Source organism: Ensifer sp. GW101-20A05, assembly GCF_059424735.1.
On sequence record NZ_JBWKZT010000006.1, the window covers coordinates 140,924 to 156,304 of the forward strand.

Below are 15,381 nucleotides of genomic sequence, written 5' to 3' on the forward strand. Positions count from 1 at the left end.
GCAACGACCTGCCGCTACGACCTTTGCGATCTCAAGGCTTTAGCCCACTCCACGGTCTCGGCGAAATGAACTCAGAAATGCCGAAACCCGCTCTCGGTGAGCACGGCGTCCAGCGCGACATCGTGCAGTTCGGCCGGCACGGATGTCACTTCCTGGCAGTCGAAGGCGATTCCGATCAGCTTTGGCAGGTGGCCCTTGTTGCGCAGCCGGTCGATGGCGCGGTCGTAATAGCCGGCGCCATAGCCGATCCGGTGGCCGGTCGAATCGAACGCGGAAAGCGGTACGAGCATGATATCCGGATCGAGTTCCGGTGCGTCCGGTCCCGGACCTGTCGTGCCGAATCCGGTGGCGATGACGTCAATGCCATCGAGCAATTCGCGGAAGATGATCGTCTGCTTGTCCATGATCACGGGAAGGCAGAGCCTGGCACCACGCTGCTTCAGCCGCGCCATCAGCGGCCGGATGTCGACCTCGGAGCGGATCGGCCAGAAGCCGGAGACGATGTGTCCGGGATCGAGCGCGATGACGTCGCCAGCGTGATCGGCCATGGTCAGGCTCGCTTCGATCCGCATCTCCGCCGACATTGCATCGCGCAATGCCAGCCTCTCCTTGCGCAGTGCTGCCTTCAAATCCCTCGGTGACATCGCATCCTCTCCTGCCAACCCGCCGCCCGCCATCGTCGCCGGAGAAAATCACTTCCCGAAATGGCACAAGTTCCCCATCTCTCGCCGATTCCCGGGCCGGCCACCAGCCTGTTTACGCAATGGCATCTTTCACCCACCCACCGGCATCGCCGCATTTGCAGCAGTTTGCGACAATCATGTCACCCCCCTTCCCGGTTCGGCACAGCATTAGCTTTCCATTCATCATGGGCAAGGGTTCCGCTTTCGCGAAACATGAGCCGCGTGCAAATAAGGACACGATTTCAAACAATTAGCAGGAACTAATGCCCGTGTTCGATGTATGGACGCGCTCCTGCAGGCAGCAGTGGAAAAAGCCGACGTCCATGAAGGACCAGATGAACGAACTCGACCCGTTGGAACTGCGTTGCCTGACGCTCGCCGCACGCGGCCGCACGCGCGAGGACATGATGCGCGAGACCGACATTCCGCTCGATCGGATCGATCGGGCACTCACGGATGCCATGCGTAAGTTGCAGGCGGGCAATCTCGCCGAAGCGGTGTTTCGCGCCGCCAGGCTGGACCTCATCTCCTAGAGCATCCCGCTCTCAAGTGGAATCACTGGAGGAGGAAAGATGCTCTAGAATCAAAGTGCTAGAGCATCTTTGTGCGTTCATCTGAACGCACGGCGCTCTAGTCCCGTATCTGCCGGCAGATACGCTCACAACAGCCAGTGCGACCGGTAGGCGATCGCCAGCTTTTCCCGCTGCATCATGTCGGCTGCCTCATGATAGATCCCCGCATCGCGCAGGAGCGCCGGCTTGCCTGATGGCACGTCCACCGGGACCTCGGGAAACAGGACGTCGCAAGACCACTGCATCGCTCGACGCCGGAGCGCGGTGGAGGCTTCGGAAAACGCGAAGAGGGCAAGCACGCTCATGGGGAATGACCCTGCGCAAGATGATCGGACCAGGCAATCTTCGTCCTCGCGTTGACATCTGACAAACGAATTGCGAGCATGGCTGCTATCAGAATTTCTGATGGATACAACCATGTCCCTCCCCCTCGACAGCGAATTGCTCAGAACCTTTCTTGCGGTCGTCGACACCGGCAATGTCACACGCGCCGCCAATATTGTCGGGCGCACGCAATCCGCCGTCAGCATGCAGATCAAGAAGCTCGAGGACATGCTCGGCGACGCGCTGTTCGAGCGCCATTCGCGTGGCGTCGTGCTGACGCCGCAGGGCCTGCGGCTGCTCGACAATGCCAGACGCATCGTCACGCTGCTCGACGACACGGCCACCGCGATGCGCCAGCCCGCTCTCGACGGCGCGGTCCGGATCGGTATACCCGAGGAATACATCAACTCTACCCTGCCGAAAGCGCTCGGAACCTTCGCCGCCATCCACCCCGGTGTCGAAGTGACCGTTCAGCAGGGCGCTTCGATGACCAACATCGCGGCACTGGAAGCCGGCGAGCTCGACCTCGCTGTCGTCTTTGAACCCGGCGGGCGAACGAAGAACGAAGTGCTGATGATGGACCCGACCGTCTGGGTGACCTCCGAGCAGCACCGCACCGACGAGCGGCGACCGCTGCCGATCGCCACCTACACCTATCTGGAAGGCGGCTGGTGCGACGACCTCGCCCAGCGCAATCTCAGGAAATGCCGCCTGGAAAGCCGCGTGGCCTATGTCAGCCGCACCAGCGGCGGCTTGATGGCTGCCGTGGTGTCGGGCCTTGCCATTGCGCCGCTCGCCCGCAGCAGCATTCCGGCCGGGTGCCGCGAACTGACGGCCGATGACGGCTATGAAGTGATCGACCACTCCAACGTCGTGTTGCGGGTATCGAAAGCGGGGAACGGCAAGGACCGGATCGTCGAGGCCATGGCCGACGCCATTCGCCGGGCCTTTGCCGGAGATTGAACGGCTGCCTGAAGGGGGGAGAAGGTGCGATCCACACAACCGATGGATAGTTTACGATCCCGGGTACCTACAAAGTAGGTGGGCGCCATGTGTCCAGACCCACGAGCCCGGACAGGGACGGCTCCCTTGAGATCGAGTATGGCCCCGGGGATTGTGGTTCCTGTCGGGAAGCGCAGACCGCAGTCGATATATAAAGTGTCTCGGTGCTTCGCGCCAGAGGCTCGCCACCGAAACCTTTAGCTTGCCGGTGTCGTGGTGCGGCCGTTCAGCTTGGCGGCAATGCTGTGGATCTGCGCGGTGACTTCGCTGAGCGCAGAGGCCAGCGCCTCCTCGCTCTTCATCTGGTCGGAAAGTGCGGCATCGCGACCATCAGTCAGATTGCCGAGCTCGGCCTCGAGGCTCTTCAGCCGGCGGTTGACCTCGCTGAGCTCGTCCATGACCATGATGCCGGCCATGACGGTGAGGCGCAGATCGCCGATCTCGCCAAACTGGCTCTTGAGATGTCCGACATACTGATCGAATTTCGTGGCAAGCTCGGTCAGGTGACCTTCCTGCCCTTCCTCGCAGGCCATCCGGTAGGCCTTGCCGTCAATCGATACTGTGACCTGCGCCATGTCGCTTTATCCTAGCGGTCGAGCACCGCCCGAATGGTTTCCATCGCCGTCACGAGGCGGCGGGAAACCTCGCGGTTAACCTCCTCGAGCCGGTTCGCCCGGAACTGCGACTGGTCGAGTTCCTGTGCCAGTCGCGACCGGTCGGTGTTGACACGCCGAACCTCGCCTTCGAACTCGCCGAAATCCCGTTCCCTGTCAAACCGACCGTCGATCGCATTCTCCAGGGATTGCACTGCGTTCCGCAGTTCATCGATCGCCGCTTTGACAGTCTTTGCCGGCATGTGTTCCGAATACCTCGCCCGTGAGGCCGAATCGCCCGAATCCCGTCCGCCGCTTCGGCTCGATCTTTTTTAAACCTATTACGTAAGTCTCAACAATGCCAAGCTCCGCAAACAACTACGGAAGCTGTGGATGGATTGCGTAGCCGGCTTTCTTCAACGGCAGTGCGAAAGCTCTGTTGCATTGCGAGACAAGGACCTGAACGACCTGCCGTCAAATGGCCGCGGAAGGCCCGTATTTATTGACTCGCACGGCGCACCTGCTATGTGTCAGCCGCTTCTTGCGCGGTCTTTGGAGGATAGAGACCGTTCCCTGACCACCGAACGCAAAACGGAACAGTCATGATCTCTCGCGAAAAACACGACCGGATGGCAAATGCGATCCGTTTCCTTTCCATGGATGCCGTCGAGAAGGCAAATTCCGGCCACCCAGGCCTGCCCATGGGTGCAGCCGACATAGCGACAGTCCTCTTCACGCGCTATCTGAGCTTTGACCCCAAGAACCCCTCCTGGCCGAACCGCGACCGCTTCGTGCTGTCGGCCGGCCATGGCTCGATGCTGCTCTATTCGCTGCTCTATTTGACCGGCTACGAAGACATCACCATCGACGAGATCAAGAACTTCCGCCAGCTCGGCGCCCGCACCGCCGGCCACCCGGAATACGGCCACGCCGCCGGCATCGAGACGACCACCGGTCCGCTCGGCCAGGGCCTTGCCAATTCCGTCGGCATGGCGATCGCCGAACGCAAGCTTCGCGACGAATTCGGTTCCGACCTGATGGAGCACTATACCTATGTGCTCGCCGGTGACGGCTGCCTGATGGAAGGCATCAGCCAGGAAGCGATTTCGCTCGCCGGCCACCTGAAGCTCAACAAGCTGATCGTCTTCTGGGACGACAACAACATCTCGATCGACGGCCCGATCTCGATCGCCGACTCGACCGACCAGCACGCCCGCTTCCGCGCCTGCCACTGGAACACCATCGCCGTCGACGGCCATGACCCGGAAGCGATCGCCGCCGCGATCGATGAGGCCCAGAAGTCCGACAAGCCGACGATGATCGCCTGCAAGACGACGATCGGCTTCGGTGCGCCGAACAAGGCCGGCACCCACAAGGTCCACGGCTCGCCGCTCGGCGCCGAGGAAATCGCCGCCACCCGCAAGGCACTCGGCTGGGAAGCCGAAGCCTTCGTCGTTCCCTCCGACGTGCTCGACGCCTGGCGTCTGGCCGGCCTGCGCTCGACCAAGACGCGCAAGGAATGGGAAGAGCGCCTCGAAAAGAGCGATGCCGAGAAGAAGGCCCAGTTCGTTCGCCGCTTCTCCGGCGAGCTCGAAGGCCGTCTGTCCTCCGCCATCGACGACTACAAGAAGAAGCTTGCTGAAACCAAGCCTTCGCCGGCAACCCGCAAGGCTTCCGAAGACGCGCTCGAAGTCATCAACGGCGTTCTCGCCGAAACCATTGGCGGCTCGGCCGACCTGACCGGCTCGAACAACACCAAGACGAGCCAGACCAAGTCGATCACGCCTGACGATTTCTCCGGCCGCTACATCCACTGGGGTGTGCGCGAGCACGGCATGGCCGCTGCCATGAACGGCATGGCGCTGCATGGCGGCGTCATCCCCTATTCCGGCGGCTTCCTGATCTTCTCGGACTATTGCCGCCCGTCGATCCGGCTCGCCGCGCTGATGGGCATCCGCGTCATCCACGTGCTGACGCACGATTCCATCGGCCTCGGCGAAGACGGCCCGACCCACCAGCCGGTCGAGCACATGGCAGCACTTCGCGCCATTCCGAACCTCCTGATGTTCCGCCCGGCCGACGCCACGGAAACGGCCGAATGCTGGCAGCTGGCGCTCGAAAGCCACAACCGCCCGTCCGGCATTGCGCTCACCCGCCAGAACCTGATGGCCGTTCGCACCGAGTATGAGGAAGAAAACCTCTGCGCTCGCGGCGCCTATGACCTGATCTCGGCCGCCGACGCCAAGGTGACGATCTTCGCCACCGGCTCGGAAATCGAAATCGCCGTCAAGGCCTGCCAGGCACTGACCGCCAAGGGCATCTCGACGCGCGTCGTCTCCGTTCCCTGCTTCGAGCTCTTTGCCGAACAGAGCGAAGACTACCAGCAGGCGATCATCGGCAACTCGCCGGTCAAGATCGCCGTCGAAGCCGGCATCCGCCAGGGCTGGGACCACTTCATCGGCAGCGACGGCGCCTTCATCGGCATGTCGTCCTTCGGTGCCTCCGGTCCCTACAAGGACCTTTACAAGCACTTCGGCATCACGCCCGAGGCGGTGGTCGCCGCTGCGGAAGCCAAGCTTTCCTGATCAAGTTGCGGGGCGCGCCGAAAGGCGCGCCCCGATTTTTTCGTACTACGTCATCCAGACAGGGAGAGACCCGATATGACAGTAAAAGTCGCAATCAACGGTTTTGGCCGCATCGGCCGCAACGTGCTCCGCGCGATCGTCGAATCCGGCCGCACCGACATCGAAGTCGTTGCCATCAACGATCTCGGCCCCGTTGAAACCAACGCCCACCTGCTGCGCTATGACTCCATCCACGGTCGTTTCCCGGCCGAGGTGAAGGTCGAAGGCGACACGATCACCGTCGGCGGCCGCAAGCCGATCAAGGTCACGGCGATCAAGGATCCGGCAACGCTTCCGCACAAGGAACTCGGCGTCGACATCGCCATGGAGTGCACCGGCATCTTCACCGCCCGCGACAAGGCTGCAGCGCACCTGACCGCTGGCGCCAAACGCGTCATCGTTTCGGCTCCGGCCGACGGCGCTGACCTGACGGTCGTCTACGGCGTCAACCACGACCAGCTGACCAAGGACCACCTGGTCATCTCCAACGCATCGTGCACCACGAACTGCCTGGTTCCGGTCGTCAAGGTCCTGAACGATACCATCGGCATCAGCCACGGCTTCATGACCACGATCCACTCCTACACGAACGACCAGCCGTCGCTCGACCAGATGCACAAGGACCTCTACCGCGCCCGCGCTGCCGCTCTGTCGATGATCCCGACCTCGACCGGTGCTGCCAAGGCCGTTGGCCTGGTTCTGCCGGAACTGAAGGGCAAGCTCGACGGCACGTCGATCCGCGTTCCGACCCCGAACGTCTCGGTCGTCGACTTCAAGTTCGTCGCCAAGCGCAACACCTCGGTCGAGGAAATCACCAACGCCATCAAGGCTGCGTCGAACGGCGCGCTGAAGGGCGTTCTCGGCTACACGGAAGAGCCGCTCGTTTCGCGCGACTTCAACCACGACAGCCACTCCTCGATCTTCGCGATCGACCAGACCAAGGTCGTCGAAGGCAACTTCGTGCGTATCCTCACCTGGTACGACAACGAGTGGGGCTTCTCGAACCGCATGGCCGACACGGCGGTCGCCTTCGCCAAGCTCATCTAAGTCAGATGTTTCGCGCCCTTTCTCCAAAGACGGTCCGCTGGCGTCCGCTGGAAGGGGAAGGGCTCGAACACCTGACGCTGACGCAAACCGAAACAACCGACGGCGCGGTCATCCGCGCCGTCGGCGTTCTCATCGGCAACCGCGGCGGCACGCCCTATGGCGTGCGCTACCGGATCGATTGCGACGACACTTGGCACGTTCGCAAGCTCATGGTCGACACGACGGACGGCCGGAGCCTGCATCTGCGCTCGGACGTCCCAGGCCAATGGATGACGGCGCGAGGCGCTCCCCTCTCCGACTTCGATGGTTGCATCGATATCGACCTCGCCGGTACACCCTTCACCAACACGCTGCCGATCCGCCGGCTCGACCTCGGTCGCCAGTCCGGCACTGTAAAGCTCAAGATGCTCTACGTGCCGTTCGACACGTTCGAGCCCGTCGTGGACGGCCAGCACTACACCTGCCTCGATGATTTCAGGCTCTACCGCTACGAGGCCGAGGATCGCAGCTTTGCCGCGGACCTGCCCGTGGACGAGGACGGCCTCGTCATCGACTATCCCACCCTTTTCCAAAGACTATCACCGGAGACTATCTGATGACTTTCAAGACCCTCGACGATCTGACCGCCATCGCCGGCAAGCGCGTGCTGGTGCGCGTCGATCTCAACGTGCCGGTCAAGGACGGCGTGGTGACGGACGCGACCCGCATCGAGCGTGTGGCGCCGACCATCCGCGAACTGTCCGAGAAGGGCGCCAAGGTCATCCTGCTCGCCCATTTCGGCCGCCCGAAGGGTGAACCGGTCGCCGACATGTCGCTGAAGACGATCGCGCCGGCGGTCGAGGACGTGCTCGACCAGCGCGTCCACTTCGCCGCCGACTGCATCGGCGACAAGGCGAAGAACGCCATTGCCGAAATGAGCGACGGCGATGTGCTGCTGCTTGAAAACACCCGCTTCCACAAGGGCGAGGAAAAGAACGAGCCGGCCTTCGTCGAAGCGCTTGCCGCCAACGGCGACATCTACGTCAACGATGCCTTCTCCGCCGCCCACCGCGCCCATGCCTCGACCGAGGGCCTTGCCCATCACCTGCCCGCCTATGCCGGCCGCACCATGCAGGCCGAACTCGAAGCACTCGAACAGGGCCTCGGCCAGCCGAAACGGCCGGTCGTCGCGATCGTCGGCGGCGCCAAGGTCTCGACCAAGATCGACCTCCTCCAGAACCTCGTGACCAAGGTCGACGCGCTCGTCATCGGCGGCGGCATGGCCAACACCTTCATCGCCGCCAAGGGCATCAATGTCGGCAAGTCGCTCTGCGAGCATGACCTCGCCGACACCGCCAAGGCGATCATTGCTGCCGCCGACAAGGCCGGCTGCGCCATCGTTCTGCCGGACGACGGCGTCATCGCCCGCGAGTTCAAGGCCGGCGCCGACAACGAAGTGGTCGATATCAACGCCATTCCCGCCGATGCCATGGTTCTCGACGTCGGTCCGAAGTCGATCGCCGCCGTCAACGACTGGATTTCCAAGGCCGAAACGCTCGTCTGGAACGGTCCGCTCGGCGCCTTCGAGATCGCCCCCTTTGACAGGGCGACGGTTGCCGTTGCCAAGCACGCGGCCGCCCGCACCCGCCAGGGATCGCTGGTCTCGGTTGCCGGCGGTGGTGATACCGTCGCAGCACTGAACCATGCCGAAGTCGCCGACGATTTCAGCTATGTCTCGACCGCCGGCGGCGCATTCCTCGAGTGGATGGAAGGTAAGCCGCTCCCGGGCGTCGACATCCTCAAGCAGAAGTAACGCATCCAATCGGCGCGCGGACACAACCGCCGCGCGCCGGTCAACCAAGAAAAAATCTTGATTGTTCAATCGATTAAAAAATTTTAAATCGTTTTAGTCGCTTTTCTCGCCATTTTCCTGGACAATTTCGCCTGTTACTCGCGCCCTCGTTTGGAGCGTGGCGGCTGCCCTGTGCGCCGTCGGTCCGAAACTGTTTGTTTCAGTACCTGCCTGGTCCCTGGTGATCAGCGCTGTCTAGGGAGAAAAACATGAGCGAAAGACTGGAAGACATCGCAATTGCCATGGTCGCCAACGGCCGGGGGCTGCTCGCCGCCGACGAGTCTACGGCCACGATCAAGAAGCGTTTCGATACGATCGGCCTCGAATCCACCGAGACCTCCAGGCGCGATTACCGCGAGATGCTGCTGCGCGCCGACAAGGCGATGCGCAAGTACATCTCCGGTGTCATTCTCTATGAGGAAACCCTGTTTCAGCATGCCGTCGACGGCACGCCGCTGGTCGAAATCATCCGTGCCGCCGGCGCGATCCCCGGCATCAAGGTCGACGCCGGCGCCAAGCCGATGACCAATTTCCCGGCAGAGACGATCACCGAAGGCCTCGATGGCCTCGCGCAGCGGCTGGCGAAATATTACGAAGCCGGCGCGCGCTTTGCCAAATGGCGTGGCGTGATCGCCGTCTCCGATACCCTGCCGAGCCCGGGCGCCGTTCGTGCCAACGCTCATGCGCTCGCCCGTTATGCCGCCCTTTGCCAGGAAGCCGGCATCGTGCCGATCGTCGAGCCGGAGGTGCTGATGGATGGAGCGCCAGGCGACCATTCGATCGACCGCGCGGAGGAAGTGACGGAGTGGGCGCTGCGCACCACCTTCGAGGAACTGGCCGCCATGCGCGTCAGACTCGAAGGCATGATCCTGAAACCGAGCATGGTCATCGACGGCAAGAAGGCCCGCAAGGCTTCCGTCGCCGAGGTGGCCGAGCGCACGATAAGGGTGCTGAAACGGACGGTGCCTTCGGCCGTGCCTGGCATCGCTTTCCTTTCCGGCGGTCAGTCGACCGAAGAGGCGACGGCCCATCTTTCGGCGATGAACGCCACCCACGACCTGCCGTGGAAGCTCACCTTCTCCTATGGCCGCGCGCTGCAGCAGGAGGCGCTCAACGCCTGGCACGGCAAGGCCGACAACATCGGTGCCGGCCAGCGTGCCTTCTCGCATCGCGCTGAGATGTGCAGCCTTGCGGCCAAGGGCACCTGGAAGAAGGATCTCGAGAAGGCCGCATAAGGCATGGTCGAGAGATGAGATCCGAGGGGCCGCAAGTCGGCCCCTCTTTGCTTCGGCTTCATCCGCAGCAGGAATGCGTCGTCAACATCGCGGAGCGCCTGGACAGCAGGGCCAGCCAAGAGCTGGCTGCCCGTGCCGGATGGAACTTGTCACCGGAACAAGTTGGCGCCTTTGACGCGTGCGAACGCTGGCTTAAGTCTTGGCCTCGCAGCCAACTCCAGTGAAAGCCGGTGTCATGACCTCAGCCGCCTCGCCGCAATCCATCGCCTACGTCACTGTCGACGTCTTTACCACTGAGCGTTTCGCCGGCAACCAGCTCGCGGTCATCCCGGATGCCCGGGGCCTGAGCGACCAGCAGATGCAGGCGATCGCGACCGAGTTCGGCTACTCCGAAGTCACCTTCGTGCTGCCGCCGCGCGACCCCGCCAACACGGCGGAGGTCCGGATCTTCACGCCGACGATGGAGATTCCCTTTGCCGGCCACCCGAATGTCGGCACCGCCTTCGTGCTCGGCCGACAGAAGGAAATCTTCGGCCGTGTGCCCGGCGGCATCCTGCGCTTCGAGGAAAAGGCGGGGCTCGTCGAGGCAACATTGTCGCGGGAGAAGGGCGAGGTCATCGGTGCCCGCATCGTCGTTCCGCGCGGTCTGACGGCCGGCCCGGAAATCGACGCCGGGACGATCGCTGCCTGCGCATCGCTCACATCGGAAGCCATCAGCACGCGCATCCATACGCCTATCCGGCTTTCCGTCGGCCTGCCCTTCGCGGTCGCGGAAATCAGTGATATCGCGTCACTTTCGACGGCACGGCCGAATGTGACGGCCTTCCATGCAGCGAATGCGCGCTACAAGCCCGAGGAAGACAGCTTCAGCCTGTTCCTCTATGCACGATCGCCGCAAACGCCGTGGCAGATCCGGGCGCGCATGTTCGCGCCCCTCGACAATGTCAACGAAGATCCCGCCACCGGCAGCGCCTCGGCGGCCCTTTCGGCCTATCTCGTCTCGCTGCTGCCGGATCAGGATATCGATGTCGAGATCGCGATCGAGCAGGGCGTGGAGATGGGCCGGCGGAGCCTCATCGGCGCTTCTGTCCGCAAACAAGGCGGCATCGTTCGCCAAGTCAGCCTTTCCGGCAATTGCATCAGTGCGATGCGCGGTCTGATCGACCTCTAGCACTTTCCTCGGCGACCGTTAGAGCATTTCACTGTTTCATTGAAACAGCGAATTGCTCCAACTGTTTGAAATTGCGCAATTCCGGACGGAAAACCGTTTCAACTTTTCCTGGAACTGCTCTAGGCGGCGTCGCCGGGCTCCGGCAGCTTCAGAATATCGGCGAACATGTCCTGCCATTCGGCGTCGTCCATCTCGACGAAGCCGAAACCGCGCAGCAGGAAGACGCCCTCGGTGGCGAGGAAGGCAAGCCGTGCCCGGCGCCCCGCCTCCGTCGACAGGTCGATGCCATCGAGACGCGCGCGGTACCAGGCGCGGTTCTTGGCCATGTGCTCTTCCCGCTGCAAAAGGGCTGCCATCATGCCGGATGTGCGGGCATTGTCGGCCGTGTTCATTCGCGCAGTCACCGACGCATGGGCGCGCATCGCCTTGACCGGATCAGGATCGTCGCCGCCCTCGGCCGCAACCGCGGTGTCGAACTCGTTGAACCAACGCTCCATCATCGCGTCGATCAGACCGTCCTTGTTGCCAAAGCAATATTGCACGCCGCCCTTGGTGATGCCGGCCGCCTTGGCGACGGCATCGATCGTCAGGCCGGCAGCGCCGACGGCGTTCACGATCGCCTCCGCCGCATCCAGAACCTTGTTACGATCGATTGTTCGACGTCGTCCCATCTTGACTTCCTATTTCAAATCCATACGTACGTATTTAAATAATGACCCTGACGTTAACAAGACCTAGCCCCCAATTCCCTGTGGGTGGCCAATTGAGGTGTACTATGCATCCGCAAAATCGCTGGCTCATTCTGGCCATCGTATCGAGCGCACTCCTTTTGATCGTCGTCGATATGACGGTGCTCTATACTGCCCTTCCCCGCCTGACCCATGACCTCGGCGCGAGCGCATCCGAGAAGCTCTGGATCGTCAACGCCTACGCCCTCGTCGTCGCCGGCCTTCTGCCTGGCCTCGGCACGCTCGGCGATCGGCTCGGGCACAAGACGCCCTTCATCGTCGGTCTCGCGGTCTTCGGCGTCGCGTCGCTGATTGCCGCCTACGCGCCCACCCCTGCGATCCTGATCGGCGGGCGTGTGCTGCTTGCAGTCGGCGCCGCGCTGATGATGCCGGCCACGCTGTCGATCATCCGCCTCACCTTCACCGACGAGCGCGAGCGGGCGCTGGCGATCGGAGTCTGGGCCGCGATCGCCTCCGGTGGTGCCGCCATCGGACCGGTGCTTGGCGGCTTCCTGCTCGAATATTTCTGGTGGGGCTCGGTCTTCCTCATCAACGTGCCGATCGTCGCCATTGCCCTCCTGCTCGGCCTCGTCGTGCTGCCGAACACATCAGGCAATCCGAAACATCCGTGGGATGCACTCGGATCGTTCCAGATCATGGTCGGTCTCGTCGGTCTCGCCTATGCCGTCAAGGAAACGAGCAAGCGCGAACCATCGCTGGAAGCTGGCCTCGCCGCCGTCGTGATCGGCGCCATCGCGCTCATTCTTTTCGTGCGCCGCCAGCGCCGGAGCCCGCATCCGTTGATCGATTTCAGCCTCTTCCGCAATGCGGCGTTTTCCTCCGGCGTCGCTGCCGCGCTGGTCGCATCCGCCTCGATCGTCGGCATCGAGCTGGTCCTGAGCCAGCAGTTGCAGCTCGTGGATGGTCTTTCGCCGCTTCAGGCCGGCCTCTTCATTCTGCCAATCCCACTCGCGGCGTTCGTCGCCGGTCCGCTGACCGGCACCCTGCTGCCGCGTCTCGGCGCGGAAGTGGTGCTGCGCTCCGGCCTCATTCTCGCGGCCCTCGGTCTCGGCGGATACCTGCTGGCCCATGAGGCCGGCGCGCTGACCCAGATCGTCACCCTCGTCGTCCTCGGCCTCGGCATCGGCGCCTCGATGACCGCCGCCTCCAGCGCCATCATGTTCAACGCTCCGCCGGAGCGGGCAGGCATGGCGGCATCGATCGAAGAGGTCTCCTTCGAGCTCGGCGGCGCAATCGGCATTGCCGTTCTCGGCACCGTCATGTCGCTCGTCTACACCGCCTTCCTCGTGCTGCCGGAGGGTGCAGCCATTTCGCCGATGGCCCGCGACAGCCTCGACGAAGCCTTGCTTCTTGCCGAGAAACTGCCGGCGGATGTGGCTGGCGAACTGGTAACCCGCGCTAGGCTCGCGTTCGAGCAGGCCTTTACCGCAGTCGTGATCGTGGCGACGGCCATGCTCTTTGTCACCGGCGCGGCCATCTGGTGGTTGACGGGTGGCCGCAACACTGCGCCGGCGCAATCCCGTCAGGCAAGTCACCACTGAAAGCAACCGCCGGCACCCTCCGGCGGTTAGCGCAACCCCGCCTCGCATTTCGCGATCGCCTCGACCATCGCCTGGAAGCGGACATGGTGGCGAACCGCGTCAAGGTCGGAATCCTGCTTGAACCAGAGCAGCTGGTAGCACGAACTCTGTGGCAGCAAGGTTTCGAGCAGGTCGAGCGCCGCGTCGGTATCGCCGAGGATGGAATAGACGCAGGCTGTATTGTATCGCGCGACGACGTCGTCGGGATCGATTGCCAGCGCGCGCGCCGCCCATTCCCGGGCGCGCTGGGCTTCGCCCATATGAGCGAGGGCCAACGCGCCGCGATGCGCGGGGCCGGAGTTTTCCGGATTGAGCTCCAGCGCCCGCTCCGCCCGAGATATCCCGATCCTTGCCCATTGCGCACGTTCGACGTCACGGCCGAGCGATTTATAGGCGCTCATGAGATGGATCGGCGAAAGATAGTCGTCCGGCCGAATGTCAGCAGCGCGCTTGAAGAACTGGATCGCCGTTTCGAAGGCACCCTGCATAAACAGGAAACGGGCGTAATGGAAATTCGCCTCATAGAGGCCGGCATCGAGCGTCAACGCCCGCTCGAATTCGGCGACCGCCTCATCGTCCTGGCCGTCCTGGTGCAGCACCAGGCCGCGTGAGGCATGAGCCTCCGCAAGGTTCGGATCGATCTCCAGCGCTTTCGCGGTTGTGGAAAGAATGCTTTGCAGCGGGAACTCGTCCTCGTGCCAGTCGCGCAGCGCCGACTCGCAATCGGCGATGCCGGCATAGGCGCGGGCAAAGTTTGGGTCGAGTTCCACCGCCTTCAGGAACATGCGCCGGGCCAAGAGCAGATAGGACCGGGTCCAGGCATGCGAAAACTGCCGGCCGCGCAGGTAGTAGGTATAAGCTTCGACGCTCGTGGTCGGGTCGTTCTCGATCGCTTGTCTCTCCGCCGGCAAAAGCTTGATCTTGAGCTGATCGACGATAGCGTGGGTGATCTCGTCCTGAATGGCGAAGATATCGGTCAGGTCGCGGTCGTAGCGGTCGGCCCAGAGATGTGTACCGGTCAAGGCATCAATGAGCTGGCCGGTGATGCGCACCCGCGAACCCGCCTTGCGCACGCTGCCCTCGAGGATGTAGCGGACGCCCAGTTCCAGGGCCACCTGCTTCACCTTCACCGACCGCCCCTTGTAAGTGAATACCGTGTTGCGGGCGACGACATGCAGCTTCGAGATCTTCGAGAGATCGGTGATGATGTCTTCAGTGATGCCGTCGGAGAAGTATTCCTGCTCGGGATCATGGCTCATGTTGGTGAACGGAAGCACGCCGACCGAGAGCCCGTAGCCGTCATCAAGCACGATGGGGCCGACCCCGCTTGGCGCCGCCGCAACTTTCGTCGGCGCACCGAGCGCCACCGAATAGACATGCACGCACGCGGCAATGTTCTTCAGCGTGTGCTCACCCTTGTCGATGAAGCCGATATCAAGGCGGGTGCCGACGTGATCGCGCACCGTGGCGGAAACGGCAACGCCGGATGGCTCCGCCAGCCCTTCGAGACGGGCGGCGACATTGACGCCGTCGCCGAAGATATCTCCGTCCTCGACGATGATATCGCCGAGATGCACGCCGATGCGCAGCTCGATGCGCTTTAGCTGCGGCACGCTTTCATTGCGGATCAGCATGCCGCGCTGAATATCGACGGCGCAGGCGACCGCATTCACCACGCTCGCAAATTCGACGAGAATGCCGTCGCCGGTCAGTTTGACGATGCGGCCCTTGTGGCGGTGGATCTTGGGATCGACGAGTTCATTCTTGTGTCGCTTCATCGCGGCGAGTGTGCCGGTCTCGTCAGCGCCGATCAGGCGGCTGTATCCCACGACATCGGCGGCGAGAATGGCAGCGAGACGGCGTTCCAAGAAACCCTCGAATTCACTTCCGGAGTGAAAGAGGTAATCTAGCGCGTTATTCCCCATCTGTCCTGCGCCCTTTTGTAGTTGTAGCGAATATACGTACAACCC

At 62.8% G+C, this 15,381-nt stretch carries 15 protein-coding genes and 1 other RNA gene; 9 read left to right on the top strand and 7 right to left on the bottom strand.

The window, feature by feature from the left end; translation table 11 throughout:
* Positions 1-71: 71 nt before the first annotated feature.
* The gene (locus AC070A_RS17160) at positions 72-644 is read right to left on the bottom strand and encodes a 5-formyltetrahydrofolate cyclo-ligase (protein WP_113479397.1); all 573 of its coding nucleotides are present in this window, start codon (positions 642-644) and stop codon (positions 72-74) included.
* Between the two features lie 374 nt (positions 645-1,018).
* On the opposite strand from AC070A_RS17160, the gene AC070A_RS17165 reads away from it, so the two are divergent.
* Complete coding sequence (locus tag AC070A_RS17165; RefSeq protein ID WP_492384738.1) at positions 1,019-1,216, top strand: transcriptional regulator; 198 nt, start codon at positions 1,019-1,021, stop codon at positions 1,214-1,216.
* A gap of 125 nt (positions 1,217-1,341) precedes the next feature.
* Here AC070A_RS17165 and AC070A_RS17170 read toward each other — a convergent pair whose 3' ends face one another.
* Entirely contained in the window at positions 1,342-1,560 is a 219-nt protein-coding gene (locus AC070A_RS17170; RefSeq protein WP_113479399.1) for a hypothetical protein, read from the bottom strand.
* Positions 1,561-1,672: 112 nt separating this feature from the next.
* Between AC070A_RS17170 and AC070A_RS17175 the strand changes: the two genes are divergently transcribed.
* A complete protein-coding gene (locus AC070A_RS17175) occupies positions 1,673-2,542 on the top strand; it encodes a LysR family transcriptional regulator (RefSeq protein ID WP_058325933.1) in 870 nt (289 codons plus the stop codon).
* Positions 2,543-2,566: 24 nt separating this feature from the next.
* Here the strand turns inward: AC070A_RS17175 and ssrS are convergent.
* The 3 genes from ssrS to AC070A_RS17190 form a co-directional block, all read right to left on the bottom strand.
* A non-coding RNA gene (gene ssrS, locus AC070A_RS17180) (6S RNA) lies at positions 2,567-2,724 on the bottom strand.
* A gap of 54 nt (positions 2,725-2,778) precedes the next feature.
* The gene (locus tag AC070A_RS17185) at positions 2,779-3,156 is read right to left on the bottom strand and encodes a cell division protein ZapA (RefSeq protein WP_113479400.1); all 378 of its coding nucleotides are present in this window, start codon (positions 3,154-3,156) and stop codon (positions 2,779-2,781) included.
* A gap of 11 nt (positions 3,157-3,167) precedes the next feature.
* A complete protein-coding gene (locus AC070A_RS17190; protein WP_057254674.1) occupies positions 3,168-3,437 on the bottom strand; it encodes a DUF4164 domain-containing protein in 270 nt (89 codons plus the stop codon).
* Between the two features lie 339 nt (positions 3,438-3,776).
* On the opposite strand from AC070A_RS17190, the gene tkt reads away from it, so the two are divergent.
* The 6 genes from tkt to AC070A_RS17220 all read left to right on the top strand — a co-directional run bounded on the left by tkt (position 3,777) and on the right by AC070A_RS17220 (position 11,082).
* Entirely contained in the window at positions 3,777-5,759 is a 1,983-nt protein-coding gene (tkt, locus tag AC070A_RS17195) for a transketolase (protein ID WP_058321030.1), read from the top strand.
* A 75-nt stretch (positions 5,760-5,834) separates the two neighbouring features.
* Positions 5,835-6,845, top strand: a complete 1,011-nt coding sequence (gene gap, locus AC070A_RS17200; protein WP_057254672.1) for a type I glyceraldehyde-3-phosphate dehydrogenase — start codon at positions 5,835-5,837, stop codon at positions 6,843-6,845.
* Positions 6,846-6,850: 5 nt separating this feature from the next.
* Positions 6,851-7,441 (top strand): putative glycolipid-binding domain-containing protein, encoded by a 591-nt coding sequence (locus AC070A_RS17205; protein ID WP_113479401.1) that lies wholly within the window; start codon positions 6,851-6,853, stop codon positions 7,439-7,441.
* The gene (locus AC070A_RS17210) at positions 7,441-8,637 is read left to right on the top strand and encodes a phosphoglycerate kinase (protein ID WP_113479402.1); all 1,197 of its coding nucleotides are present in this window, start codon (positions 7,441-7,443) and stop codon (positions 8,635-8,637) included. The genes AC070A_RS17205 and AC070A_RS17210 overlap by 1 nt, the downstream gene beginning before the upstream one ends.
* A 248-nt stretch (positions 8,638-8,885) precedes the next feature.
* Complete coding sequence (locus AC070A_RS17215; protein WP_113479403.1) at positions 8,886-9,911, top strand: class I fructose-bisphosphate aldolase; 1,026 nt, start codon at positions 8,886-8,888, stop codon at positions 9,909-9,911.
* A 235-nt stretch (positions 9,912-10,146) separates the two neighbouring features.
* Positions 10,147-11,082: a PhzF family phenazine biosynthesis protein gene (locus tag AC070A_RS17220; protein WP_113479404.1), complete on the top strand. Its 936-nt coding sequence runs from the start codon at positions 10,147-10,149 to the stop codon at positions 11,080-11,082.
* Between the two features lie 119 nt (positions 11,083-11,201).
* Here the strand turns inward: AC070A_RS17220 and AC070A_RS17225 are convergent, their stop codons facing one another.
* Positions 11,202-11,753: a TetR/AcrR family transcriptional regulator gene (locus AC070A_RS17225; RefSeq protein ID WP_113737113.1), complete on the bottom strand. Its 552-nt coding sequence runs from the start codon at positions 11,751-11,753 to the stop codon at positions 11,202-11,204.
* A 104-nt stretch (positions 11,754-11,857) separates the two neighbouring features.
* Here AC070A_RS17225 and AC070A_RS17230 point away from each other — a divergent pair, with 104 nt between their 5' ends.
* Positions 11,858-13,372 carry an MFS transporter gene (locus tag AC070A_RS17230; protein ID WP_113737112.1) on the top strand — a complete coding sequence of 505 codons (1,515 nt, stop codon included), beginning with the start codon at positions 11,858-11,860 and terminating at the stop codon, positions 13,370-13,372.
* A gap of 26 nt (positions 13,373-13,398) precedes the next feature.
* On the opposite strand, the gene AC070A_RS17235 is transcribed toward AC070A_RS17230, so the two are convergent.
* Positions 13,399-15,336, bottom strand: coding sequence for a tetratricopeptide repeat protein (locus AC070A_RS17235; protein WP_113737111.1), 1,938 nt, complete (start codon positions 15,334-15,336; stop codon positions 13,399-13,401).
* Between the last annotated feature and the right edge of the window lie 45 nt (positions 15,337-15,381).